Source organism: Streptomyces sp. NRRL WC-3605 (assembly GCF_001509795.1).
Classification (GTDB): Bacteria; Actinomycetota; Actinomycetes; order Streptomycetales; family Streptomycetaceae; genus Streptomyces; species Streptomyces viridochromogenes.
Window position 1 is genome coordinate 72,111 of sequence record NZ_LLZN01000073.1, and the last position, 23,455, is coordinate 95,565.

16 protein-coding genes are annotated in these 23,455 nt (G+C 72.0%); 4 read left to right on the forward strand and 12 right to left on the reverse strand.

Features of this window, described 5'->3' with window-relative positions; all coding sequences use genetic code 11:
- Positions 1-51: 51 nt before the first annotated feature.
- Positions 52-1,467 (reverse strand): proline--tRNA ligase, encoded by a 1,416-nt coding sequence (proS, locus tag ADL34_RS24855; RefSeq protein WP_062666715.1) that lies wholly within the window; start codon positions 1,465-1,467, stop codon positions 52-54.
- Positions 1,468-1,665: 198 nt separating this feature from the next.
- On the opposite strand from proS, the gene ADL34_RS24860 reads away from it, so the two are divergent.
- Positions 1,666-2,520, forward strand: coding sequence for a class I SAM-dependent methyltransferase (locus ADL34_RS24860; protein ID WP_079034083.1), 855 nt, complete (start codon positions 1,666-1,668; stop codon positions 2,518-2,520).
- A gap of 19 nt (positions 2,521-2,539) precedes the next feature.
- Here the strand turns inward: ADL34_RS24860 and ftsH are convergent, their stop codons facing one another.
- The 6 genes from ftsH to ADL34_RS24890 all read right to left on the reverse strand — a co-directional run bounded on the left by ftsH (position 2,540) and on the right by ADL34_RS24890 (position 12,182).
- Complete coding sequence (gene ftsH, locus ADL34_RS24865) at positions 2,540-4,477, reverse strand: ATP-dependent zinc metalloprotease FtsH (RefSeq protein WP_079034082.1); 1,938 nt, start codon at positions 4,475-4,477, stop codon at positions 2,540-2,542.
- 90 nt (positions 4,478-4,567) lie between these two features.
- A complete protein-coding gene (ffh, locus tag ADL34_RS24870; RefSeq protein ID WP_062666709.1) occupies positions 4,568-6,121 on the reverse strand; it encodes a signal recognition particle protein in 1,554 nt (517 codons plus the stop codon).
- A gap of 84 nt (positions 6,122-6,205) precedes the next feature.
- A complete protein-coding gene (locus ADL34_RS24875) occupies positions 6,206-8,653 on the reverse strand; it encodes a [protein-PII] uridylyltransferase (protein ID WP_062666707.1) in 2,448 nt (815 codons plus the stop codon).
- Between the two features lie 25 nt (positions 8,654-8,678).
- On the reverse strand, positions 8,679-9,017 hold the full coding sequence (locus ADL34_RS24880; RefSeq protein ID WP_062666705.1) for a P-II family nitrogen regulator: 339 nt from the start codon (positions 9,015-9,017) through the stop codon (positions 8,679-8,681).
- The gene (locus ADL34_RS24885; protein ID WP_062666702.1) at positions 9,014-10,357 is read right to left on the reverse strand and encodes an ammonium transporter; all 1,344 of its coding nucleotides are present in this window, start codon (positions 10,355-10,357) and stop codon (positions 9,014-9,016) included. Before ADL34_RS24885 ends, ADL34_RS24880 begins: the two co-directional genes overlap by 4 nt.
- 334 nt (positions 10,358-10,691) lie before the next feature.
- Positions 10,692-12,182 (reverse strand): hypothetical protein, encoded by a 1,491-nt coding sequence (locus tag ADL34_RS24890; RefSeq protein WP_062666700.1) that lies wholly within the window; start codon positions 12,180-12,182, stop codon positions 10,692-10,694.
- Between the two features lie 458 nt (positions 12,183-12,640).
- Between ADL34_RS24890 and ADL34_RS24895 the strand changes: the two genes are divergently transcribed.
- Positions 12,641-13,297, forward strand: coding sequence for a bifunctional DNA primase/polymerase (locus tag ADL34_RS24895; protein ID WP_062666698.1), 657 nt, complete (start codon positions 12,641-12,643; stop codon positions 13,295-13,297).
- 136 nt (positions 13,298-13,433) lie between these two features.
- On the opposite strand, the gene ftsY is transcribed toward ADL34_RS24895, so the two are convergent.
- Positions 13,434-14,642 carry a signal recognition particle-docking protein FtsY gene (ftsY, locus tag ADL34_RS24900; RefSeq protein ID WP_062666696.1) on the reverse strand — a complete coding sequence of 403 codons (1,209 nt, stop codon included), beginning with the start codon at positions 14,640-14,642 and terminating at the stop codon, positions 13,434-13,436.
- Positions 14,643-14,747: 105 nt separating this feature from the next.
- Between ftsY and ADL34_RS24905 the strand changes: the two genes are divergently transcribed.
- Complete coding sequence (locus ADL34_RS24905; protein WP_062666694.1) at positions 14,748-15,719, forward strand: LLM class flavin-dependent oxidoreductase; 972 nt, start codon at positions 14,748-14,750, stop codon at positions 15,717-15,719.
- Positions 15,720-15,831: 112 nt separating this feature from the next.
- On the opposite strand, the gene ADL34_RS24910 is transcribed toward ADL34_RS24905, so the two are convergent.
- The 4 genes from ADL34_RS24910 to ADL34_RS24925 form a co-directional block, all read right to left on the reverse strand.
- Positions 15,832-17,247 (reverse strand): sugar porter family MFS transporter, encoded by a 1,416-nt coding sequence (locus tag ADL34_RS24910; RefSeq protein WP_062666692.1) that lies wholly within the window; start codon positions 17,245-17,247, stop codon positions 15,832-15,834.
- Between the two features lie 228 nt (positions 17,248-17,475).
- Entirely contained in the window at positions 17,476-21,030 is a 3,555-nt protein-coding gene (gene smc / locus ADL34_RS24915) for a chromosome segregation protein SMC (protein ID WP_062666690.1), read from the reverse strand.
- 253 nt (positions 21,031-21,283) lie between these two features.
- Positions 21,284-21,487, reverse strand: a complete 204-nt coding sequence (locus ADL34_RS24920; RefSeq protein ID WP_055623302.1) for a hypothetical protein — start codon at positions 21,485-21,487, stop codon at positions 21,284-21,286.
- A gap of 381 nt (positions 21,488-21,868) precedes the next feature.
- Positions 21,869-22,150: an acylphosphatase gene (locus ADL34_RS24925; protein WP_062666689.1), complete on the reverse strand. Its 282-nt coding sequence runs from the start codon at positions 22,148-22,150 to the stop codon at positions 21,869-21,871.
- 152 nt (positions 22,151-22,302) lie between these two features.
- Between ADL34_RS24925 and ADL34_RS24930 the strand changes: the two genes are divergently transcribed.
- On the forward strand, positions 22,303-23,454 hold the full coding sequence (locus ADL34_RS24930) for a CAP domain-containing protein (RefSeq protein WP_062666686.1): 1,152 nt from the start codon (positions 22,303-22,305) through the stop codon (positions 23,452-23,454).
- The last annotated feature ends 1 nt before the right edge of the window (position 23,455 follow it).

Below are 23,455 nucleotides of genomic sequence, written 5' to 3' on the forward strand. Positions count from 1 at the left end.
GGGCGTATGCGCAAGAGGCGTTTCGGCCGCTGTCGCTCCCCCGGCGTCATCTCAGTAAGCGCGCGCGACTACCGCGACGTTACCGGGTGCGTCCTCGGCGTCCGGCACCGACCCGTCCCCGGCGACCAGACACCGTACGGTCACCGCCTGCTCGGCCAGCCTGGCCTCGCCCTCCGGGCCTAGCGCGGCCCACGACAGGCGTGCCCAGCCGCCGCCCGCCACCGCCTCGACGGCCTCCTCGGCACTCGCCACGTCCGCGGTGCGCGAGGCGCGGCGCTCACGCGACTGCGTCAGCAGCAGCGCCTGGTCCTCCTCCAGGAGCGCGGGCAGCCGGACCGGCAGCGCGTCGAGCGCGATCGGCTCCTTGCCGCCGGGGATGCGCCGGGCCAGCATCGCCGTGCCGTTCTCCAGGTCACGGGGGCCGATCTCGACGCGGGCCGGTACGCCCTTGAGCTCCCAGTCCACGATCCGGCGGCCGAAGGGGGTGTCCGTGCGGTCGTCGACCTGGACCCGCAGACCGGCCGCGGCGAGCCGGGCGCCGACCTCCCGGACCGTGGCCAGAACCGGTTCGTCACCCTTCACCGCGACCACGACGACCTGGGTCTGCGCGAGTCTCGGCGGGACGCGCAGGCCGTCGTCGTCGCCGTGCATCATCACCAGCGCGCCGATCATGCGGGTGGTCGAGCCCCAGGACGTCTGCCAGACCAGTTCCTGCCGGCCCTCCGCGGAGAGATAGCGCGTGTCGAACGCCTTGGCGAAGTTCTGGCCCAGTTCATGGCTGGTGGCCATCTGGAGTGCCTTGCCGTCGCCCATCATGCCTTCGAGCGTGAGGGTGTTGACGGCTCCGGCGAAGCGCTCCTTCGTGGTCTTGCGGCCGGGGAGGACGTCCATGGCGAGGACGTTCACCATGAAGTCCTCGTAGACCTCGCGGTGGATGCGGGCGGCGAAGTCGCGGGCCTCCTCGTAGGTGGCGTGCGCGGTGTGGCCCTCCTGCCACAGGAACTCGGTCGTGCGCAGGAACAGGCGCGGGCGCAGCTCCCAACGCACCACGTTCGCCCACTGGTTGATCAGCAGCGGCAGATCGCGGTAGCTCTGCACCCACTTGGCGAAGTACTCGTTGACGATCATCTCGGAGGTGGGGCGGACCACGGCGGGCTCCTCCAGCTCCTTGCCGCCGCCGTGCGTGACCACCGCGAGTTCGGGCGCGAACCCCTCGACGTGGTCGGCCTCCCGGGCCAGCGAGGACTGCGGGATCAGCACCGGGAAGTACGCGTTCTGCGTGCCGGTCGCCTTGATGCGGGCGTCCATCTCGGCCTGCATGCGCTCCCACAGGCCGTACCCGTACGGCCTGATGACCATGGTGCCGCGCACCGGTCCGTTGTCGGCCAGCTCCGCCTTGGCGACCAGATCCTGGTACCAGCGCGGGAAGTCGTCGGCCCGGGGCGTGAGTACGGGTGCCTTCACCATGACGGGATCGTACGGCCTCCGATTACCGGAATGTGAATTTTGGCCACGGACACGGGGAAGCCACAAGCAGGGCCCCGCAACCCCTGGACGCGGGGACGGGCGCGGAGTTACCTGGCATACGGGGGGAGCGCGAGCGCATGCCACGGGGGCGACGGAAGCGGGCATCGCGACAACTCTCGGCGGATTGGGGCGCTTTACATGACACCTACGCTCGTGCGGCAGCGTCTGCCTCGCGCGGGCCGGGCACCTCGCGTGGACCCGTGTGCACGCGCGCGTGACTGGTCCGAGATCCAGGAGCGGATGCTGGTCCCGCTCCACGAGGCGGTCTACGAGCGCTTGGAGGTGGGTCCCGGCAGCAGGCTGCTGGGCCTGGGTTGCGGCAGCGGACTCGCCCTGCTGACGGCGGCGTCCAGAGGCGCCGCCGTCACCGGCGTCGAGACGTCCGCCCCCGAGCGGCTGGCTCTGGCGCGGCAGCGGCTGCTCCCCGCGAACGGGGACGCACACGCGCGGAGCGCACCGCGGCTCGTCGACACCCTGGAGGACGCGCGGGAGGCGGGGTCGCCGGCGTTCACGGTCGTGACCGCCTTCGAGCCCATCGGGTGCCTGGCGGGCGACGGGGAGGGGCTGGCCGGTCTGCTGGCGTCCGCGACGCCGCTCGCCGGGCGGGGCGCGCCGGTGGTGCTGGCGGGCTGGGGGCCGCCCGAGCGCTGTGCGACCTCGTCGGTGCTGCGGGTCGCCACGAAGCTGGCCGATCCGCTGCGGGGCGCGGGCAGTTGGCGTCCGGCGCTGCGGGACGACCTGGAGGAGGTCGCCCAGCGGGCGGGGCTGCGGATCGACGGCTCGGGGCGGGTGGCCTGCCCGTTCGGGTACGCGGACGTGGACAGCGCCGTGCGCGGGCTGCTCTCGACGGGGCTGTTCGACGCGGCGATCACGGCGACGGACCAGGTGCAGGTCGACAAGGAGCTGACGGAGGCGCTGCATCCGCATCAGCGGCGGGACGGGACGGTGTGGATGCCGAACGTCTTCCGGTACCTCGTCGCGCGCGTGCCGTGAACGCGGCCGCCCCGGTCCGCTACGCCGTGTCGCCCTTCGCCAGCCGCGTGATGCCGGCGACCCGGTAGGCCTCGGCCTCCTCCAGGGTCTCCTGCTCCAGCAGGGCCTGTGCGAGGGCGTCCAGCCGACCGCGGTGCTCGCGCAGTTTGCGGCGGGCCTCGTCGTAGCAGTCGTCGACGATGCGGCGCATCTCGGCGTCGATGACGTCCAGGGTGCGAGGGGCCGCGGAGAGCCCGTACGCCTGCTGCGCGTCGCTCGGCAGGGCGGACAGCCGGCCGACGCGTTCGCTCATGCCCCAGCGGGCGACCATGCCGCGGGCGATGGCGGTGACCTGTTCGAGGTCGTTCTCCGCGCCGGTGGTGACGACGCCGTAGACCTCCTCCTCGGCGGCCATGCCGCCCAGGGCGCCGATGATGCGGCCGCGCAGGTACTCCTCGGAGTGCGCGTACCGCTCCACCTCCGGGGTGGACATGGTGACGCCGAGGGCCCGGCCGCGCGGCACGATGGTGACCTTGCGGACCGGGTCGGCGCCGGGCTGGAGCATGCCGAGCAGGGCGTGGCCGCTCTCGTGGTAGGCGGTGCGGCGGCGGTCCTCCTCGGGCATCACGAGGGTGCGTTCGGCGCCGAGCTGCACCTTCTCCAGTGCCTCGGACAGGTCCGTGGCCGTCACCTGGGACTGGCCCCTGCGCACGGCGAGCAACGCGCCCTCGTTGGCGAGGTTGGCCAGGTCGGCGCCGGTCATGCCGGGGGTGGTGCGGGCCAGCTGGGTCAGGTCGACGTCGTCGGCGAGCGGGATGTCGCGGGTGTGGATGCGCAGGATGGCCTCGCGGCCGCGGCGGTCCGGCGGGGAGACGTTGACGACGCGGTCGAAGCGGCCGGGCCGGGTCAGGGCGGGGTCGAGGATGTCGGCGCGGTTGGTGGCCGCGATGACGACGACGCCCTCGGAGCCGGTGAAGCCGTCCATCTCGGTGAGGATCTGGTTCAGGGTCTGCTCGCGCTCGTCGTGGCCGCTGACCGAGGCGCCGCCGCTGCGGACCCGGCCGATGGTGTCGATCTCGTCGATGAAGATGATCGACGGGGCCACCTTGCGGGCCTCGGCGAACAGCTCCCGGACGCGTGAGGCGCCGACGCCGACGATCATCTCGATGAACTCGGAGGCGGAGGCGGAGAAGAACGGCACTCCGGCCTCGCCCGCGACGGCCCGCGCGAGCAGGGTCTTGCCGGTGCCGGGCGAGCCCGCGAGGAGGACGCCGCGCGGCATCTTCGCGCCCATCGCGCGGTAGGCGTCCGGGTGTTCCAGGAAGTCGACGACGTCGTCGAGTTCGCCCTTGACCTCGTCGATGCCGGCGACGTCCGCGAAGGTGGTGCGGTGCCGGCCCGGCAGCAGCTCGACCGGTTTGGGCGGCGGCTTGCGTCCGAACATGCCGCCGGCGCCGCCGCGGCCCGGGCCGAACCGCCGGGCGATGAAGATCCACACCGCGACGATGATGACGATCGGCGCGAGGGAGATCAGCAGGTTGGTGAGGGCGCTGCGCTCCTTGACGACCGGCTCCGCGGTCACGGTGACCCCGCGGCTGTTCAGCTCCTGCCACAGGTCGTCCTCGGCGAACGCCGGGCGCTGGGTGCGGAACTTGGTGAACGTCCCGCCGTCGCCGGGGGCGTCCCGGGCCTTCTTCAGCTCGCCCTGGATGGCGTCGCCCTTGGAGTAGATCTTGGAGACGTTGTCCGCCTCGACCTGCCGGCTGAACTCGGTGTACGAGATGGTCGGCTCGTCACCCCGGTCGAGGTAGTTCAGCCCCACGTAGGCCAGCAGGAACACGACCACCACGGTGACGGCCAGCCCCCACCAGCGGCCGCGCATCCTGCGCCCGCCGGACCGCGCGGGCGGCTCCTCCGGTGTGCCCTCGGTGCGCCACGGCTGGTCCGGAGCCTTCCGTCGTGGCGCGGTATCGCTCATATCTGGACGTTACGGCAGTCGCCGGGCCTCGGCATGCGCAGAGGGCGCCTCTCCCGGAGGAGGGGCGCCCTCTGCGACGTACGGGAGCGGTCAGCCCATGAACTTCTTGAACTCGTCCGGGAGCTCGAAGTCCTTGCCGGGCTGCTGGCCGGGCACCCCGAAGGCCCCGCCGCCCTGCGCGGCGGCGGCGCGGCGGGCGGCCTCCTCCTGCTCCTGCTGCTTGCGCTTCATCGGGTTGCCGGAGCGCTGCTTGCCCTTGGCCTTCTTCGGCTGCTTCTTGGTGCGGCCGGGGCCGCCACCCATGCCCGGAATCCCCGGCATGCCGGGCATTCCGCCGCCCTGGGCCATGCGGGACATCATCTTGCGGGCCTCGAAGAACCGCTCGACCAGGTTCTTGACGGCGCTGACCTCGACGCCGGAGCCCTTGGCGATACGGGCGCGGCGGGAGCCGTTGATGATCGTCGGTTCCTGGCGCTCGGCCGGGGTCATCGACTTGATGATCGCGGCGGTGCGGTCGACGTCCCGCTCGTCCAGGTTGTTGATCTGGTCCTTGATCTGGCCCATGCCGGGCAGCATGCCGAGCAGCTTGCTGATGCTGCCCATCTTCCGGACCTGCTCCATCTGGGCCAGGAAGTCGTCCAGGGTGAAGTCCTGGCCCTTCTTGGACGCCAGCTTGGAGGCCATCTTCTCGGCCTCTTCCTGACTGAACGTCTTCTCCGCCTGCTCGATCAGGGTGAGCAGGTCACCCATGTCGAGGATGCGGGAGGCCATCCGGTCGGGGTGGAAGGCGTCGAACTCGTCGAGCTTCTCGCCGTTGGAGGCGAACATGATCGGCTTGCCGGTGATCTGCCGGATCGACAGGGCGGCACCACCGCGGGCGTCGCCGTCGAGCTTGGAGAGCACCACGCCGTCGAAGCCGACGCCGTCGCGGAAGGCCTCGGCGGTGTTGACCGCGTCCTGACCGATCATCGCGTCGACGACGAAGAGGATCTCGTCCGGGGAGACGGCGTCGCGGATGTCCGCGGCCTGCTGCATCATCTCCTGGTCGATGCCGAGGCGGCCGGCGGTGTCGACGATCACGATGTCGTGGACGCGGGCCTTGGCGAAGTCGATGGAGTCCTTGGCGACCTTGACCGGGTCGCCGACGCCGTTGCCCGGCTCGGGCGCGTAGACCGCGACACCGGCGCGCTCGGCGACGACGCTGAGCTGGTTCACGGCGTTGGGGCGCTGGAGGTCACAGGCGACGAGCAGCGGCGAGTGGCCCTGCTCCTTCAGCCAGCGGCCGAGCTTGCCCGCGAGGGTGGTCTTACCGGCACCCTGCAGACCGGCCAGCATGATCACGGTGGGCGGCTGCTTGGCGAAGCGCAGCCGGCGGGTCTCGCCGCCGAGGATCGTGACGAGCTCGTCATTGACGATCTTCAGGACCTGCTGGGCCGGGTTCAGCGCCTTGGAGACCTCGGCGCCGAGCGCGCGCTCCTTGACGTTCTTGATGAACGTCCGCACGACGGGCAGCGCCACGTCGGCTTCGAGGAGCGCGATACGGATCTCGCGCGCGGTGGCGTCGATGTCCGCTTCGGAGAGCCGTCCCTTGCCACGCAGGTTCTTGAAGGTCGCTGAGAGGCGATCGGAAAGAGTATCGAACACGGCGCTCGCGGTCCTCGGGGTCGGTGGCAGCTGGGAATCGCCCTCCAGGGTATCCCGGCGACACAGGTGGCCGGGATCCCCCGGTCAGCCCCGCAGTGTCTCCTCCAGCTTGCGGGCCACGGACACGGCCTCCTCACCGGGCAGGGGCGCGCCCTCGGGGCCTGTGACATAGAACGCGTCGACGGCGTTCGCGCCCAGGGTGCTGACGTGCGCGCTGCGCACCCGCACGCTCGCGTCCTCCAGCGCGCGGCCGATCCTGAACAGCAGGCCCGGCGCGTCCTGGGCGCGCACCTCGATGACGGTGGCCAGCCGGGACGCCGCGGGATGCACGGTGACCCGGGGCGGCGGCGCGACGACGCCCCGCCGGCGCGGGTAGGCGGCGTCCCGTTCCGCGAGCCGCCCGGCGATGTCCAGCGAGCCGTCCAGGGCGCGGACGAGGTCGGCGCGCAGCCGGGTCGCCTGCGGCAGGGAGCCGTACTCGGCGGCGACCCGCCAGTTCAGCAGCAGGACCGAGCCGTCGACGCCGTCGGGCAGGTCCAGGGCCGTCAGTTCGGCGGTGCGGACGGTCAGCCGGTGCATGGCCAGGACGCCGGCGACCGCGGGCAGCACGCCCGGCTGGTCGGGGACGGCGATCAGGAGCTCCACGCCCAGTGGTTCCGGGTCACCGGCGGGCCCGTCCTCGGCTGGTGGCTCGGTCTGGGCGCGCAGGGCCAGGACGGGGCTGCCGACGGCGATCGCCTCCAGCGCGAGGCGTTCCTGCTCGGCGGTGGGCGCGGCGGTCTCGGGCTCGTCCGGGACGTCCCCGGCGAGGACCGCGCCGACCCGTTTGACCAGGTCTGCGACGAGGGAGCCGCGCCAGGCGGACCAGGCGGCAGGGCCGGTGGCCAGGGCGTCCGCCTCGGTCAGGGCGTGCAGCAGCTCCAGCGTGCCGGGGGTGCCGACGGCGTCGGCGACGGCGCGGACGGTCGCCGGGTCCTCCAGGTCGCGCCGGGTCGCCGTCTCGACGAGGAGCAGGTGGTGGCGGACGAGGGTGGAGAGGACCGCCACGTCGTCGCGGTCGAAGCCGATCCGGGCGGCCATGTCCTTGACGATGATCTCGCCGGCCACGGAGTGGTCGCCGGGCCAGCCCTTGCCGATGTCGTGCAGCAGCGCGGCGACGAGCAGCAGGTCGGGGCGGTGGACGCGGCGGGTGAACTCGGAGGCGCGGACGGCGGTCTCGATGAGGTGCCGGTCGACGGTCCAGATGTGGACGGCGTTGCGCTGCGGGCGGCAGCGCACCCGCTCCCAGTCGGGCAGGAAGTGGGTGATCAGCCCCTCGGCCTCCAGGGCCTCCCAGACCTCCACGGTCGGCCGGCCCGAGCCCAGCAGGGTGACGAGCTGTTCGCGGGCCTCGGCGGGCCAGGGGGTGGGCAGCGGGCGCACCCCGGTCGCCATGCGCCGCACGGCGTGCAGGGAGAGCGGGAGCCCGGCCTGGGCGGCGGCGGCCGCGGCGCGCAGCGGGAGCACGGGGTCGCGGTCGGGGCGCGCGGCGCGGGCGAGCACCACCTCGCCGTCCTGTTCGACGACGCCCTCGGCCAGCGGGGAGCGTTCCGCGGTGGGTTTCCCGCCGCCCAGCATGGCCCGCAGCCTCGGCCGTACCGCGCGGGCCCGCAGCACCCGGCCCACCTCGCGCCAGGTGACGTCGCTGGCGTACGAGATGACGCGGGCCGCCTCGTAGACCTGGCGCAGCAGGGTGTCGGCGTCGAGCAGGCCCATCTCGGCGGCGACCTGGTCCTGCTCCTGGAGGGCGAGCCGGTCGGTGGCCCGTCCGGTGGCCAGGTGCAGCGCGTCCCGGACGTCGAGGAGGCGGCGCCGGGCTTCGGCGAGGCCCTCGCGGGGGGCGTCCGCCAGCCAGGAGGCGGCGACGGCACGCAGGATGGTGGCGTCCCGCAGTCCGCCGCGGGCCTCCTTGAGGTCGGGTTCCAGCAGGTACTGGAGTTCGCCCTGGCGCTGGGCGCGCTCGGCGGACAGCTCCTGGAGCTCGGGGAGCCGTTTGGCGGCCTGGTTGCGCCAGTCGGCGAGGACGGCGGTGCGCAGTCCGGTGGTGAGGCCGAGGTCGCCGGCGATGTGCCGGGCGTCCAGCAGGCCCAGCTGCACCTTCAGGTCGTCGGCGGCGGTCTTGCGGGCCTCGGCGGGGGTGCGCACGGAGTGGTCGAGGGCGAGGCCGAGGTCCCAGACCGGATACCAGATCCGGTCGGCGAGGGCGGCGACCGCCGTGCCGTCCCCTCCGTCGTGCAGCAGGAGGAGGTCCAGGTCGCTGCGCGGGGACAGCTCGCCCCGGCCGTAGCCGCCGACGGCGACCAGGGCGACGCCCCGGGCCCCCTCGGCGCCCGCGGCGAAGAGGCCGGTCAGCCACTCGTCGGTGAGCTGGGCGAGGGCGGAGCGGCGCGGCGGCCCGGACCGCGCCCCCTCGGTGAGGAGGCGCAGCCGGGCCGCCGCGTAGCCGCTGGGTCCCGAGTCCTCTGCTTGGTCACGCACGTCCGTACTCGACACCCGGCAGCTCCTGTTCTTCTGCTGATCAGAGCGCGTCGGGGCCGCGCTCGCCGGTCCTGACCCGTACGGCCGACTCGACCGGCAGGGACCAGACCTTGCCGTCACCGATCTTGCCCGTGCGGGCCGCCTTGACGATGACGTCGATCAGCTGTTCGGCGTCGTCGTCCTCGGCCAGGACCTCGATGCGGATCTTCGGGACCAGGTCGACGGTGTACTCGGCACCGCGGTAGACCTCGGTGTGGCCCCGCTGACGACCGTAACCGCTGGCCTCGGTGACCGTCAGGCCGTGTACTCCGAAGGCCTGGAGGGCTTCCTTGATCTCGTCGAGCCGGTGGGGCTTGACGACGGCGGTGATGAGCTTCATGCGTCCACCTTCTTGCTCTCGGCCGCGGCGACCGGGGCCGGGGCCGCGGCGGTACGGGCGGCACCGCCACCGGCACCGCTGAAGTCGTATGCGGTCTCGGCGTGCTCGGCCTGGTCGATGCCGGCGATCTCCTCGTCCTCGGAGACGCGCATCCCGATCGTCTTGTCGAGCAGGAAGGCGAGGACCGCGGAGGCGATCAGCGAGTAGGCGAGGACACCGAAGACACCGGCGCACTGCTTCCAGAACTGGTCGAGGCCGCCGCCGTAGAAGAGGCCGGCCACGTCGGACTGGCCGCCGCCGGTGGCGAAGAAGCCGATCAGCAGCGAGCCGAGGACGCCGCCGACGAGGTGGACACCGACCACGTCGAGGGAGTCGTCGTAGCCGAACCTGTACTTCAGGCCGACCGCCATGGCGCACAGGACACCGGCGATGAGACCGACCGCGATGGCGCCGAGCGGGGAGACCGCGCCACCGGCCGGGGTGATCGCGACGAGGCCGGCGACCGCGCCGGAGGCGGCACCGAGGGTGGTGAACGCGCCGTGGCGGATCTTCTCGTAGGCGAGCCAGCCGAGGACGGCGGCACCGGTGGCGACCTGGGTGTTGACGAACATCAGCGCGCCGACGCCGTCGTCGTTGCCGAGCCACGAACCGGCGTTGAAGCCGAACCAGCCGAACCACAGCAGGCCGGCGCCGAGCATGACCAGCGGCAGGCTGTGCGGGCGCATCGGGTCCTTCTTGAAGCCGACGCGCTTGCCGATGACGAGGATCACGCCGAGCGCCGCGGCACCCGCGTTGATGTGGACCGCCGTACCGCCGGCGAAGTCGATCACGCCGAGCTCGAAGGCCCAGCCGCCGGCGCCCCAGACCCAGTGGGCGACCGGGAAGTACACGATCGTGACCCACAACGTGATGAACAGGGCCCAGGCGCTGAACTTCACGCGGTCCGCGAGGGCGCCGCTGATCAGGGCGGGCGTGAGGACGGCGAACATGAGCTGGAAGACGGCGAAGACGTAGACCGGGATGGTGTAGCCGTCCCAGAGCTCGGTCAGCCCGATGCCGCTCAGTCCGACGAAGTCGGAGGACCAGCCGATGAGGCTGCCGGAGTCGGTGCCGAACGCCAGGGAGAAGCCGTACAGCACCCACAGGATGGTGACGATCCCCAGGCTGATGAAGCTCATCATCAGCATGTTCAGTGTGCTCTTGACGCGGACCATGCCTCCGTAGAAGAAGGCCAGGCCCGGGGTCATGAGCATCACCAGGGCGGAACAGATGAGCATGAAACCTGTGTTGGCGGCGGACAGCTCGGGAGCGTCTGCCGCAAGCGTGATGGCTGATGCCATCGGCGTCTCCTCGTCATAGGTACGGCGGCCCCGTGCGGGCGAAGCCTGAGCGGAGTGAGGGGTGGGCCGGTATGGGCCAAGAGATTGGCGCAGCGCGGTTTCGGTGGAAGCCCCTCGTTGTTTCGCCGCCGTGACGAAGGCATCCCGCGTGTTACGCGTCGATGAACTGCCGGATCCGGGTCCGCCGGATCGTTATCGTGGCGCAACCTTCGTGGAGGGATGCAAACCGGCCGCGGTCGGCCTTCCGATGACCTGGCATGGGGGAGCCGAGTCGGGCAGTTCGGGAGGGCCGGCCGCGGCCGGGGTCAGGGGTGTCGTGGGCAGCCGCGCGTGGTCAGACCGCCTCCGCGGTCTCGGGCAGCTCCACGGCGAGCTTCTCGGTCAGGTCCACGACCTCGGCCAGTTCCCCGAAGTCGCGGACGGCCGTGTCGACCGTCTTTCGGATACGAGTGTTCACACGCTCGGAGCGGACCTTCTTGGCGATCCGCATGGCGTGCTCGGCGTAGCCGACGCTCTGCTCGGGCTCGCGCCGCAAAAGGTGCACGGTGGCCATGCCGATGAGGTTGAGCGCGTACGACCGCTGGTGCTCGCTGTCCTGGGCGAACAGGTCCACGGCCCGCCGCATCACGGGCTCGGCGAGGGAGGCGTACGCGGGGCTGCGGCCGGCCACGTAGGCGAGGTCGCGGAAGGAGTGGGAGTTCTCCCCGTACAGCTCGGCCTCGGAGAAGAAGCGGATCCAGTCGGGGTCCGGCTCGTCCCACTCGTCGGCCTCGGCGAAGGTGTCCTCGGCCATCCGGACGGCCCGCTTGCACTTGCCGGGCTGGCCCATGTTGGCGTAGGCGCGGGCCTCCATCGCATACAGCATCGACTGGGTGCGCGGACTCGCGCAGTCCCGGCTGCCGTACTGCGCGAGGTGGATCAGCTCCAGGGCGTCGTCGGGCCGGCCGAGGTGGATCATCTGGCGGCTCATGCTGGACAGGACGTACGAGCCGAGCGGCCGGTCGCCGGCCTCCTTGGCGGCGTGCAGCGCGAGGACGAAGTACTTCTGCGCGGTGGGCTGGAGCCCGACGTCGTACGACATCCAGCCGGCCAGCTCGGCCAGCTCGGCCGCGACCTTGAACAGCTTCCGCGTGGTGGCCTCGGGCTGGGGCTCCTGGAGCAGGTCGGTCACCTCGTGCAGCTGCCCGACGACGGCCTTGCGGCGCAGGCCGCCCCCGCACTGGGCGTCCCACTGCCGGAACATCACGGTGGTGGACTGCAGCAGGTCCAGCTCGGGCTTGGACAGGCGCCCGCGGGCCCGGGAGGACGGGACGGCACGGGACTCGCGCTCGGCGGCCGGGGCCGGGACCAGCCAGCGCTGCATCGGCTCGATCAGCGCCGGGCCCGCGGACAGGGCGAGCGAGCTTCCGAGGAAGCCGCGCCGCGCGAGCATGAGGTCGCTGCGGGAGAACTCGCTGAGCAGGGCGACCGTCTGGGGGCCGGTCCAGGGCAGGTCGACGCCGGACACGGACGGTGACTGGCGGGCGGCGCGCAGGCCGAGGTCCTCGACGGAGACGACACAGCCGAACCGCTCGGAGAAGAGCTCGGACAGGATCCTCGGGATCGGCTCGCGAGGATTCTCGCCGTCCAGCCAGCGGCGGACGCGGGAGGTGTCGGTCGAAATGTGGTTGGCGCCCAACTGGCGGGCGCGGCGGTTCACTTGGCGGGCCAGCTCGCCCTTGGACCAGCCGCTGCGCACGAACCAGGACGAGAGGAGGTCGTTCGGGCGCTTGTCAGCGTGCGACGCGCCGGTGGCACTCGTACCGCTTCCGCCGTTGCCGCTCACTGGAACGCCCCCATCCCTTGGACCACTTGTCACCGAGTGCGCCAAGCCCTATCAGAATGCCGGTAAACACTGTCGCTCGTCCGGCAGTTGTCACCCTTCGAACGGAAAGCCGACTTGCCCGCGGCATACCCACAAGTGCATGTGCCCCGAGGCTCCGTGCACACACGGTAATCCTACGATCACTGGCGCAGCCATGGCGTTCGCGGAATCGCCACCATTCGCCACCCCTTCGAATGAACTCACGGACGCCACAACGCGATTCACTTGACATAGGACGGCCGGAAGTAGCGGAGCGGAGCACTCAGGGGCGCGCATCACGCGCTCCACCACCCCGCACACTCCAGTGCGCCGCAATGGACGACGCGACGCCGGGGACATCCGGCCATCCTGGGAACACAGAGGGTCACGATCCGCTTTCACGCCGTAACCAGCGGTGTGCTGGACCCGTTGGAGGGGGCATGGGTTTCACGATCGGCGGTATCCGGGAGATCCGATCCGGGGCGCGTCGGCGCGGCCGCTCCTCGGAGTGCACCACTGTGGCCGAGTTCACCGGACTGTGGGGCTGGGACGTGGTGCCCGGCACGCGGGCCACGGGCGGCGTCTGCTCGTGCGGCCGCTCCGGCTGCGAGGCCCCCGGCGCGCACCCCCTGGACTTCGCCCCCGTCATCCCGGCCGGGGCCACGCTCGACGAGGTCAGCAAGGCGTGGTCGGAGTACCCCGGCGCCTCGGTCCTGCTCCCGGTCGGGCGCACGTTCGACGTGATCGAGGTGGCCGAGCCGGCCGGCCGGCGGGCGCTGACCCGGCTGGAGCGCATGGGTCTCCCCCTCGGCCCGGTCGTCGCCACCCCCGGCGGCCGCGCCCAGTTCCTGGTCGCCCCGGGAGCGGCCGACGAGTTGCACGACCTGCTCTACCGCATGGGCTGGGACGACCGCACCCACCTCGATCTGCACGGCCTCGGCCCCGGCAGCCATGTGACCGCGCCCCCCTCCGACCGGGGCGGCCTGGGCCCCGCCCGCTGGCTGCGGCCGCCGTCCCTGGACACGGCGACGAAGCCGCCGGCGGCCCGCCTCCTCCTCGGCACGCTGGCCTACGTGGCCCACCGCTCGCGCGCGTAGGGCGTGCTCGGGAAGTCCCGTCCGGCCCGCTGCCCGGCACGGCACCTCGCCGTACACAGCGAAGCGCCCGCCCCCAACTGCACCTTGGGTGGCGGGCGCTTCTTCGCGCGGCGCGGCGGGTCCGCGGCCGGTGGTGTCACTCCCCGATCAGGGCGTCGACGAACGCCTCGGGCTCGAACGGCGCCAGGTCGTCGGCGCCCTCGCCGAGCCCGATCAGCTTGACCGGGACGCCCAGCTCACGCTGGACGGCGATGACGATGCCGCCCTTGGCGGTGCCGTCGAGCTTGGTGAGCACGATGCCGGTGATGTCGACGACCTCGGCGAAGACACGGGCCTGCACGAGGCCGTTCTGCCCGGTGGTGGCGTCGAGCACGAGCAGCACCTCGTCGAGCGGGGCGTGCTTCTCCACGACGCGCTTGACCTTGCCGAGCTCGTCCATGAGACCGGTCTTGGTGTGCAGGCGCCCGGCGGTGTCGATGAGGACGACGTCGGAGCCCATCTCCTTGCCCTCCTTCACCGCGTCGAAGGCCACGGAGGCGGGGTCGCCGCCCTCGGGTCCGCGCACGGTGTAGGCGCCGACGCGCTCGCCCCAGGTCTGGAGCTGGTCGGCGGCGGCGGCCCGGAAGGTGTCGGCGGCGCCGAGGACCACGCTGCGGCCGTCGGCCACGAGGACGCGGGCGAGCTTGCCGGTGGTGGTGGTCTTGCCGGTGCCGTTGACGCCGACGACCATCACGATGCCGGGCTTGCTCGCCTCGGGCTCGGTGTGGACCGTGCGGTCCATGTCGGTGCCGACGAGCTTGAGCAGCTCCTCGCGCAGCAGTCCGCGCAGCTCGTCGGGGGTGCGGGTGCCGAGCACCTTGACGCGCTCGCGCAGGCCGTCGACCAGCTCCTGGGTGGGGGCCACGCCGACGTCGGCGGTGAGCAGGGTGTCCTCGATCTCCTCCCAGGTGTCCTCGTCCAGGTGCTCGCGGGACAGGAGCGTGAGCAGCCCCTGGCCGAGGGCGTTCTGGGAGCGGGAGAGCCGGGCGCGCAGCCGGACCAGGCGGCCGGCGGTCGGTTCCGGCACCTCGATCGCGGTCGGCGGGAGCTCCTCGACGACGGGCGGTTCCTCGACGGCCGTCGCTCCGCCGCCCGGGAGATCCACCTCCTCTATGGTCCGGCGCTCTTCGTCGCGCGGTGTCTCGGCCTCGTCGCCGACGTGCGGCTCGGCCGGTGGGGCGGTGATGTCGGGGGCGGCGGGCGGCGGCGGGGGCAGCTGCTTCTTGCGGCGGGTGCCGATGACGAGCCCGCTGATCGCGCCGAGCACGACCACGGCGATGACTACAGCAAGGATGACGATGTCCATAACCCGACCAGTATCGGCCATGGAGTGCCGCGACACCCCTATGGATGTCTGACACACCGTCAGCTAGGGTCCGCCCTGCCACCCGCCCGGCGAAGGGGGTCCCCCATGCCCGTCACGGTCGTGCGTTTCAACCTGGTCGAGCCCCATGCGACCCCCGCCTCGCTGTCCGCCCGCTACCGGGCCGCCCTGGAGATGGCCGCCTACGCCGACACGCACGGCGTGACCACCGTCCAGACGGAGGAGCACCACGGCGCCGGGAACAACTGGCTGCCGTCCCCGTTCGCCTTCGCCTCCGCGGTCTTCGGCGCCACCCGGAGCATCGCCGTCACCGTCTCCGCGATCATCGGCCCGCTGCACGATCCGCTGCGGATCGCCGAGGAGATCGCGGTCCTGGACCTGCTGAGCGGGGGCCGGCTGGTCACGGTGGCCGGGATCGGGTACCGGCCTGAGGAGTACGCCATGTTCGACGTGGAGTGGAAGCGGCGCGGCCGGCTCCAGGACGAACTGCTGGAGACGCTGCCGCGGGCGTGGACCGGCGAGCCCTTCGCGTACCGGGGCCGTACGGTCCGGGTCACCCCGCGCCCGCTCAGCGAGCCGCACCCCCTGCTGCTGGTCGGCGGCTCCTCGAAGGCCGCCGCGCGCCGGGCCGCCCGGCTCGGACTGCCGTTCTTCCCGAGCGCGCACCTGCCGGAGCTGGAGACGTACTACACCGAGCGGCTGGCGGAGTACGGCACCGAGGGCTGGGTGATGATGCCCGCGGCCGGGACGCCGCTGCTGCACCTCGCCGAGGACCCCGACCGGGCCTGGGCCGAGTACGGGCGGCACTTCCTGCACGAGGCCCGCACCTACGCCTCCTGGCAGTCCGGGGACATCCGCTCGGCGGTGCGGTCGGCGGCGACGACGGTGTCCGAGCTGCGGGCCGAGGGCGTGTACCGGATCGTCACGCCCGAGGAGTGCCTGGCGCTGGGCCTCGGCCATCACGTCCTGCACCCCCTGGCCGGCGGGATGCCGCCGGAGGAGGGGTGGCGCAGCCTCACCCTGTTCTGCGAGCGGGTGCTGCCCGCCCTCGGTGACTGAGGCCGGACACGACGGCGCCGCCCCGGCTCGGGCAGTGGCCGAGCCGGGACGGCGGCGGGTTACGGGGAGAGGGGCGGCGGGGACTTGGCCCTTCCCCCCGGGTCGGGGGCGGTCAGCCCATCTCCTCCAGCTTCTTGCCCTTGGTCTCGGGCACGAACTTGAGGATGAAGGGGATGGAGAGGAAGGCGAACACCGCGTACATGACGTAGGTGAGCGACAGGTTCCACTCCGCCAGGTCCGGGAAGGTGATCGTGATCAGCCAGTTGGCGATCCACTGGGCCGAGGCGGCCACACCCAGGGCGGCGGCGCGGATCTTGTTCGGGAAGACCTCGCCGAGCATGACCCAGACGACCACACCCCAGGACAGGGCGAAGAACAGGACGAACGCGTTGGCGGCGATCAGCGCCACGTAGCCCTGCGCGGTGGGCAGCGGGTCGTTGCCGTGCTGGAAGGAGAAGGCCCAGGCGGCCGCCGCGAGCGAGACACCCATGCCGATGGAGCCGATGAGGGCGAGCGGCTTGCGGCCGAGGCGGTCGACGAAGATCATCGCGATCACGGTGCCGAGGATGTTGATGATCGAGGTCTCGAACGAGTAGAAGAACGAGCTCGACGGGTCGACGCCGACGGACTGCCACAGCAGGTTCGAGTAGTAGAAGATGACGTTGATGCCGACCAGCTGCTGGAAGACGGACAGGCCGATACCGATCCACACGATCGGCAGCAGGCCGAAGCGGCCGCCCAGCAGGTCCCGGAACGTGGACTTGTGGTCGCTGCGCATGGCGTCGTCGATCTCGGCGACGCGGCCGTCCAGGTCGATGTCGCCCTCGACGTCCGCGAGGACCTTCTTGGCGTCGGCGATGCGGCCGACACTGATCAGGTAGCGCGGGGACTCGGGGATGGCGAAGGAGAGCAGCCCGTAGACGAGGGCGGGCACCAGCATCACGCCGAGCATCCACTGCCAGGCCTCCAGGCCCGCGACCTGCCCGCGCTCGGCGCCGTCGGCCATGTTGAGGATGGCCCAGTTGACGAGCTGGGAGACGGCGATGCCGATGACGATGGCGGCCTGCTGGAACGAGGCGAGCCGGCCGCGGTAGGCGGGCGGGGCGACCTCGGCGATGTAGGCCGGGCCGATGACCGATGCCATACCGATGGCGATACCGCCGAGCACACGCCAGGCGGCGAGGTCCCAGGCGGCGAAGGGCAGCGCGGACCCGACGGCGCTCACGGCGAACAGCACCGCCGCGATCTGCATGACGCGGATACGGCCGATGCGGTCGGCTATGCGGCCGGCTATCGCGGCGCCCAGGGCGCTGCCGAGCAGGGCACTGGCGGCGACGGTTCCGGTGACGCCGGAGCTGAGGTCGAACCGGGCCTGGATGCCACCGTTGGCCCCGTTGATGACGGAGCTGTCGTAGCCGAAGAGGAAGCCTCCCATGGCGGCCGCCGCGGTGATGAAGACGACGTGCCCGAGATGTTCGGGGTGAGCCGTTCTGGCTCGTGCGGGCTGCGCCTGCGCTGTGCTGGTCACGTGTAACTCCTCGGGCCCTCGGCAACGCTGCCGGATGGGGGGTCAGCCCCTTCAGGCCGTGATACCTGAAGGAAAAAGCAACGCTGGTGACCCTATGCCTTCAAGTTCCGAAGTCAATAGGCTGAGGAGTGTGACTTCGAAGACCACTTGCGGGCGCGATGTGTTCATTTCTTGAAGAGTTGAGGATGAACTGCGGCAGCGAGGGGTTCGCCAGGAGGCGGAGAGCGCTCAGCGCAGGCGCTGGCTGATGACCTTCGACACACCGTCGCCCTGCATGGACACGCCGTACAGCGCGTCGGCGACCTCCATCGTGCGCTTCTGGTGCGTGATCACGATGAGCTGCGAGGCCTCCTGCAGCTCCTGCATGATGCGGATGAGCCGCTGGAGGTTGGTGTCGTCGAGGGCGGCCTCGACCTCGTCCATGACGTAGAACGGGCTCGGCCGGGCCTTGAAGATCGACACCAGCAGGGCGACCGCGGTCAGGGAGCGCTCACCGCCGGACAGCAGGGACAGGCGCTTGACCTTCTTGCCGGGCGGCCGGGCCTCCACGTCGACGCCGGTGGTGAGCATGTTGTCGGGGTCGGTGAGGACCAGGCGTCCCTCACCCCCCGGGAAGAGCCGGCTGAAGACGCCTTCGAACTCCCGCGCGGTGTCCCGGTACGCCTCGGTGAAGACCTGCTCGACGCGCTCGTCGACCTCCTTGACCACCTGGAGCAGGTCCGCGCGGGTCTTGCGCAGGTCCTCCAGCTGCTCGCTGAGGAACTGGTGCCGCTCCTCCAGCGCCGCGAACTCCTCCAGGGCGAGCGGGTTGACCTTGCCGAGCTGCTGGTAGGCGCGCTCGGCGGTCTTGAGCCGCTTCTCCTGCTCGGCGCGCACGAACGGCTTGGGCCGGTTGCGCGGATGGTCGGGGTCCTCCGGCAACTGCTCCCCCTCGGCGGGCAGCGACGGCGGTACGAGCTGGTCGGGGCCGTACTCGGAGACGAGCCCCGCCGGCTCCACGCCCAGCTCCTCCAGGGCCTTGGTCTCCAGCTGCTCGATCCGCATCCGCTTCTCGGCGCCCAGGACCTCGCCGCGGTGCACGGAGTCGGTGAGCTTGTCCAGCTCGGCCTTGAGATCCCGGCCCTCGGTGCGGGCGGCCGCCAGCTCCTGCTCGCGGCGCGCCTTGGCGGCCTCGGCGGCGGCCCGCTCCTGCTCGGCGCGGCCCAGCGAGACCTCCACATGGGCGAGGAGCTGCCGGGCGCCGGACGCGACGGCCTCGGCGACGGCCGCCTCGTGACGCAGCCGGGCCCGCCGCTGCTCGGCGCGCGCGCGTGCCTCGCGTTCGGCACGGGCGGCCCGGTCCAGCGAGTCGGCCCGTCCGGCGAGCCCCTTGACGCGTTCCTCGTGCGTACGGACCTGCAGGCGGGCCTCCATCTCGGTCTGGCGCGCGTTCGCGCCGTCGGCGGCCAGCCGGTCGCGCACCGAGGTGTCCGGTTCCTCCTCGACCGGCATCTCCTCGGCGACCGCGAGCCGCTCCGCCAGCTCTTCCACCTCCTGGAGCGCCTTGTCCAACGCCTCCTGGGCGCGGGCGGCGGCGGCCACGGACCGCTCGGCCTCCCCGGCGGCACCGCGCGCCTGTCCGGCGAGCCGGCCGAGCTGCTGGGCGACGGCCGACTTCTCCCGGTCGGCGGCCCGGCGCCGCTCCCCCAGCTCCTCGACCAGCGCGGCGCACTCCCGGCGCCGTTCGGCGGCCGCGTGCTGCGCCTCGGTCAGCTCCTCGCAGCGCACGGCCAGCTCGTCCAGTTCGGCGGCGGCCTCGTCGACGGACGCCTGCACCTCCAGCAGGCTGGGCGCGCCGGCGGAGCCGCCGTGCGCGAAGTGGGCGCCGAGGAGATCGCCCTCGGCGGTGACCGCCGTCAGCCCGGGGTGGGCGTACACGAGGTCCTCGGCGTCCTCCAGGGTGCCGACGACGACGATCCCCCGCAGCAGGCGGCGTACGGCGGGCATGAGCTCGGCGGGACCGGTGACGAGGTCGGCGGCGTGGCGTCCGGCGGGCGCGGGTGCCTGCTCCGGTGCCGGGGCGGGGTCGCCGGCCAGCAGGAGAGAGGCCCGGCCGCCGTCCTGTTTGCGCAGCAGCCGGATCGCCTCCGCGGCGGCCGACGGGGACGTCACCGCGAGGGCGTCCGCCGCGGACCCGAACGCGGCGGCGAGCGCCACCTCGTGTCCCGGTGCCACCGTCAGCAGCTCCGCGGCCGGGCCGAGCAGTCCCGTCAGGCGTTCCCGTGCGCCCAGCAGCGCGCCCGTGCCGTCCTTGCGGCGCAGGCCCAGGGCCAGCGCCTCGTGCCGGGCCTGGGTCGCGGCGCGGCGGCGTTCGGCCGCGGTGGCGGCCTCGCGCGCTGCCGTCAGCGCGGCCTCCGCCTCGCCGAGGTCCCGCTTGGCCGTCTCGTGCCGCTCGCCGAGTTCGGCGTCGCCGGCGTCCAGCCCGTCGACCTCGGCCTTCAGGGCCTCGTACTCCTCCTGTGCGGCGACGGCCCGCTCCTGCGCCTCGTCGCGGGCGGCGGCCAGCCGGTCGATCTCGGCCTGTGCGGAGGCGGCGCGCGAGCGGGCGGCGTTGACCTGGCCGTTCAGCCGGGCGAGGCCCTCGCGGCGGTCGGCGATGGCGCGGGCGACGTCCTTCAGGCGGCGCTCCTCCTGGGCGAGCTCGCGCTCCAGTTCCGCCCGGTGGGCGACCGTGTCCTCCAGGGCACGCTCGGCCGCCTCCAGAGCCGCCTCCAGCTCGGCCTCCTGCTCGCGGATGCGGGCTGCCTCCCGCTCCATGTCCTCGGGGTCGCGGCCGCGGCGCTCCTCGGGCGGCGCGGAGGTGGCGCTCTTCACCCGGGCGTCGGCCAGCGAGATCGTGCCGCGTACGCGTTCGGCGAGCTGGGACAGCTCGTACCAGGTCTGCTGGGCGCGCTGGAGGCGCGGGGCGAGCCGGCGCACCTCGTCCTCCAGGGCCCCCTCCCGCTGGAGCGCCTTCTTCAGCTCCTGCTCGGCGGCCTCCTTACGGGCCTTGAGCGCGGCCTCGTCGGCGACCTCGGCGTTCAGCGCCTGGCGCAGCCGTACGAGGTCGTCGGCGAGGAGGCGCAGCCGGGCGTCGCGCAGGTCGGCCTGGATCACGGCGGCGCGACGGGCGACGGCGGCCTGGCGGCCGAGGGGCTTGAGCTGGCGGCGGAGCTCCTCGGTGAGGTCCTGCACACGCGCGAGGTTGGCCTGCATCGCGTCCAGCTTGCGGAGCGCCTTCTCCTTGCGCTTGCGGTGCTTGAGGACGCCGGCGGCCTCCTCGATGAAGGCGCGGCGGCCCATGGGGTCGGCGTGCAGCACGGAGTCGAGCTGGCCCTGGCCGACGATGACGTGCATCTCGCGGCCGATGCCGGAGTCGGAGAGCAGTTCCTGGATGTCGAGGAGGCGGCAGGTGTCGCCGTTGATCTGGTACTCGCTGCCGCCGTTGCGGAACATGATCCGCGTGATGGTGACCTCGGCGTACTCGATGGGCAGGGCCCCGTCGGAGTTGTCGATGGTCAGCGACACCTCGGCGCGGCCCAGCGGCGGACGGCCGGTGGTGCCGGCGAAGATGACGTCCTCCATCTTGCCGCCGCGCAGCGACTTGGCGCCCTGCTCGCCCATGACCCAGCTGAGAGCGTCCACGACGTTGGACTTGCCCGAGCCGTTCGGCCCGACGACACACGTGATCCCCGGCTCGAACCGGAGCGTGGTCGCCGAGGCGAACGACTTGAACCCGCGGAGGGTCAGGGCCTTGAGGTGCACGCCGCCGGACTCTACCGTCCGGCGATGTCTCGCTCCATGAACGTGCGGTTTCGCCGGTGAACGCTGAGGGCACACCAGACGTTGAAGAAGGTGAAAGGATGCGCGGGGCAATAAGGCGGGGGGAAAGAAAGAAGGGACGCCGAAGCGTCCCTTGCAATTTCTGACAACTGGAAGCCCAGTCGTCCGACAACTGCCGAGCGGTTGGTTACGGGCCGCCCGACCACTGCCGTGCTTTCGTGGAGCGATGCAGTGATCAGGTGAGCGCAGGCTCCGCCTGGTGTGCGTCGATGCTCTCCATGATCCTGTCGTGAGAAGCGGCAGCCGTCAGCGCCTCGTTCTCGGCCTGGATCCGTACGAGCTCGGATTCCAGGTCCTGGACACGCTGCTGGAGCCGTCGCATCTCGGCGAGGAGTCGCGGGTCGGAGCCGCCGACGTAACCGAGAAGCGCCTTTGCCATGATGGATGGTCCTCCACACTGAGTGACCGACCGATGCGGTGTGGGTCGTGAGGGATTCGCACCCGTGGATGCTTGACGGGCTTGAGTTGTACTGCCGTTCAGCCACGCCAAACAGCCGAGGTGCGCGGGGACTTTCAGCGTCTCACCAAAAAGTTTGACGGTCAACACGATCACGCCCCGTATTGGCGGGCGAACCCGGGGGCACACGGCCGGACGGCGGCACGCGGCGACTCCTGCGGGGCCCTGGGGGCGTGACGATCACCGTGAGAGCGGAGCTTGCCACTCCATGCTCTTCTTGGCAACCACCTGCCCATTTCTGCTTCGGGCAGATGCCGGTGGCATGTCCCTCCGCTTCCGCGGGGCCGACGCGCGGCCCTCGTGTCACCGGATGGCGAATCCGTCGTAGCCGCCGCGAGGTGTGTCCCAGATCTCGGTGACGCCGTCCACCCGCCCGGGCGTGTCGGCTCCCTGGAGCCAGTCGAGCAGTCCCTCGCAGCCCTTCCGGGGGCCCTCGGCGACCACCTGGACCCGACCGTCCTCCAAATTGAGAGCAAAACCACTCAGGCCGCCGATCTCGAGCGCCTTGGCCCTCGTGAACCAGCGAAAACCCACACCCTGGACCCGTCCGCGCACCCAGGCGACCAACCGCACATCCTCGCTCATGACTGCAACCTAACGGGCCAATGTCCCTCGGGGCACGTCCTCCCCTGACGCCATGCGGTACCGTCCCGACCCAATGAATCTCATTTGAAACTCACCTGATCGTGTGAGTTCCGTGAGGGCATGAAGACCGCAGGGACCAGGAAGGCCAGGACATGGGACGCCACCGACGCTCCGCCGCCGGCCGCGCCGCCACGGGCCGCGCCGCGGGGGGCACACACACGGACGGCTCGTACACGCACGGCGACGATCCGCTGAACCCGCAGGGCGACCGGCCCGCCATGGGCATCGCGCCCTACCTGAACCCGGAGGCGTACGCCGAGGCCTACGCGGCGAGCGACGCCTACCTCTTCGCGACGGACGAGGGCTACGACCGGATCACCTCGGCCACCACCTTCCCCGGTGACGACACCACCGCCTTCCACAGCGAGGGCTTCACGCCCGACGCCGGCAGCCGGCTGCCGGGCGGCTCGCACCGCCGCCGCAGGAAGAAGGGCCCGGCCCCGGTGAAGACGGGCCTGCTGGGCGTCTCGGCCGCGGTGGCCCTGGGTACGGTCGCGGTCGCCACCGGTGTGGTTCCCGGCATCGACAACTACCAGCTCGGCGGCGGCAACGGCACCGACCGGGTGCAGTCCGCCGACAGCCCGACCAACGCGCCGAACGAGCTGGGCGGCACGTCGGGCAGCGCCGAGGGCCACGAGAGCGGCGGCACGACGAGCCGTGACGCCGAACGGCCCGCCTCGCCCTCCTCGCCCGCTCCGTCCACCACGTCGTCCGCGCCGACGAAGACGCCGTCGAAGAAGCCGTCGGCCACGCCGAGCGAGAAGCCGAAGGACACGCCGTCGCGTACGGCGACCAGGACGCCGCAGAAGCCGGCGAAGCCCCCGAAGGCCGAGGAGCACACCAGCGCCCCGGTGACGGTCTCCGCGGAGGCGGCCGCCGCGGCCGAGGTCCTCCGGCTGGTCAACGACGAGCGCGCCCAGGTGGGCTGCACCCCGCTGGCCGCCAACAGCGCGCTGGCCGACCTGGCCCAGGACTTCAGCGAGGACATGGCCCAGCGCGGCTTCTTCGACCACACCGACCCGAGCGGCGCCTCCCCCTGGGACCGCGCGGCGAAGGCCGGCGTCACGGACCTGGGCGGCGAGAACATAGCCCGCGGCCAGGCGGACGCGGCGGCGGTCATGGAAGCCTGGATGAACAGCCCCGGCCACAAGGCCAACATCCTGAACTGCGACTTCAAGACCCTGGGAGTAGGCGTCCACATGGGCGCGGGGGGTCCTTGGTGGACGCAGGACTTCGGGTACTGAG

Bases quoted from the DNA above. Each gene is read 5' to 3' on its own strand.
- ADL34_RS24905 (WP_062666694.1), top strand. From the start codon at position 14,748: ATGCCCGTCACGGTCGTGCGTTTCAACCTGGTCGAGCCCCATGCGACC.
- ADL34_RS24885 (WP_062666702.1), bottom strand. From the start codon at position 10,357: ATGGCATCAGCCATCACGCTTGCGGCAGACGCTCCCGAGCTGTCCGCC.
- ADL34_RS24860 (WP_079034083.1), top strand. From the start codon at position 1,666: ATGACACCTACGCTCGTGCGGCAGCGTCTGCCTCGCGCGGGCCGGGCA.
- ADL34_RS24880 (WP_062666705.1), bottom strand. From the start codon at position 9,017: ATGAAGCTCATCACCGCCGTCGTCAAGCCCCACCGGCTCGACGAGATC.
- proS (WP_062666715.1), bottom strand. From the start codon at position 1,467: ATGGTGAAGGCACCCGTACTCACGCCCCGGGCCGACGACTTCCCGCGC.
- ADL34_RS24930 (WP_062666686.1), top strand. From the start codon at position 22,303: ATGGGACGCCACCGACGCTCCGCCGCCGGCCGCGCCGCCACGGGCCGC.
- ADL34_RS24925 (WP_062666689.1), bottom strand. From the start codon at position 22,150: ATGAGCGAGGATGTGCGGTTGGTCGCCTGGGTGCGCGGACGGGTCCAG.
- ftsH (WP_079034082.1), bottom strand. From the start codon at position 4,477: ATGAGCGATACCGCGCCACGACGGAAGGCTCCGGACCAGCCGTGGCGC.
- ADL34_RS24895 (WP_062666698.1), top strand. From the start codon at position 12,641: ATGGGTTTCACGATCGGCGGTATCCGGGAGATCCGATCCGGGGCGCGT.
- ADL34_RS24920 (WP_055623302.1), bottom strand. From the start codon at position 21,487: ATGGCAAAGGCGCTTCTCGGTTACGTCGGCGGCTCCGACCCGCGACTC.
- ftsY (WP_062666696.1), bottom strand. From the start codon at position 14,642: ATGGACATCGTCATCCTTGCTGTAGTCATCGCCGTGGTCGTGCTCGGC.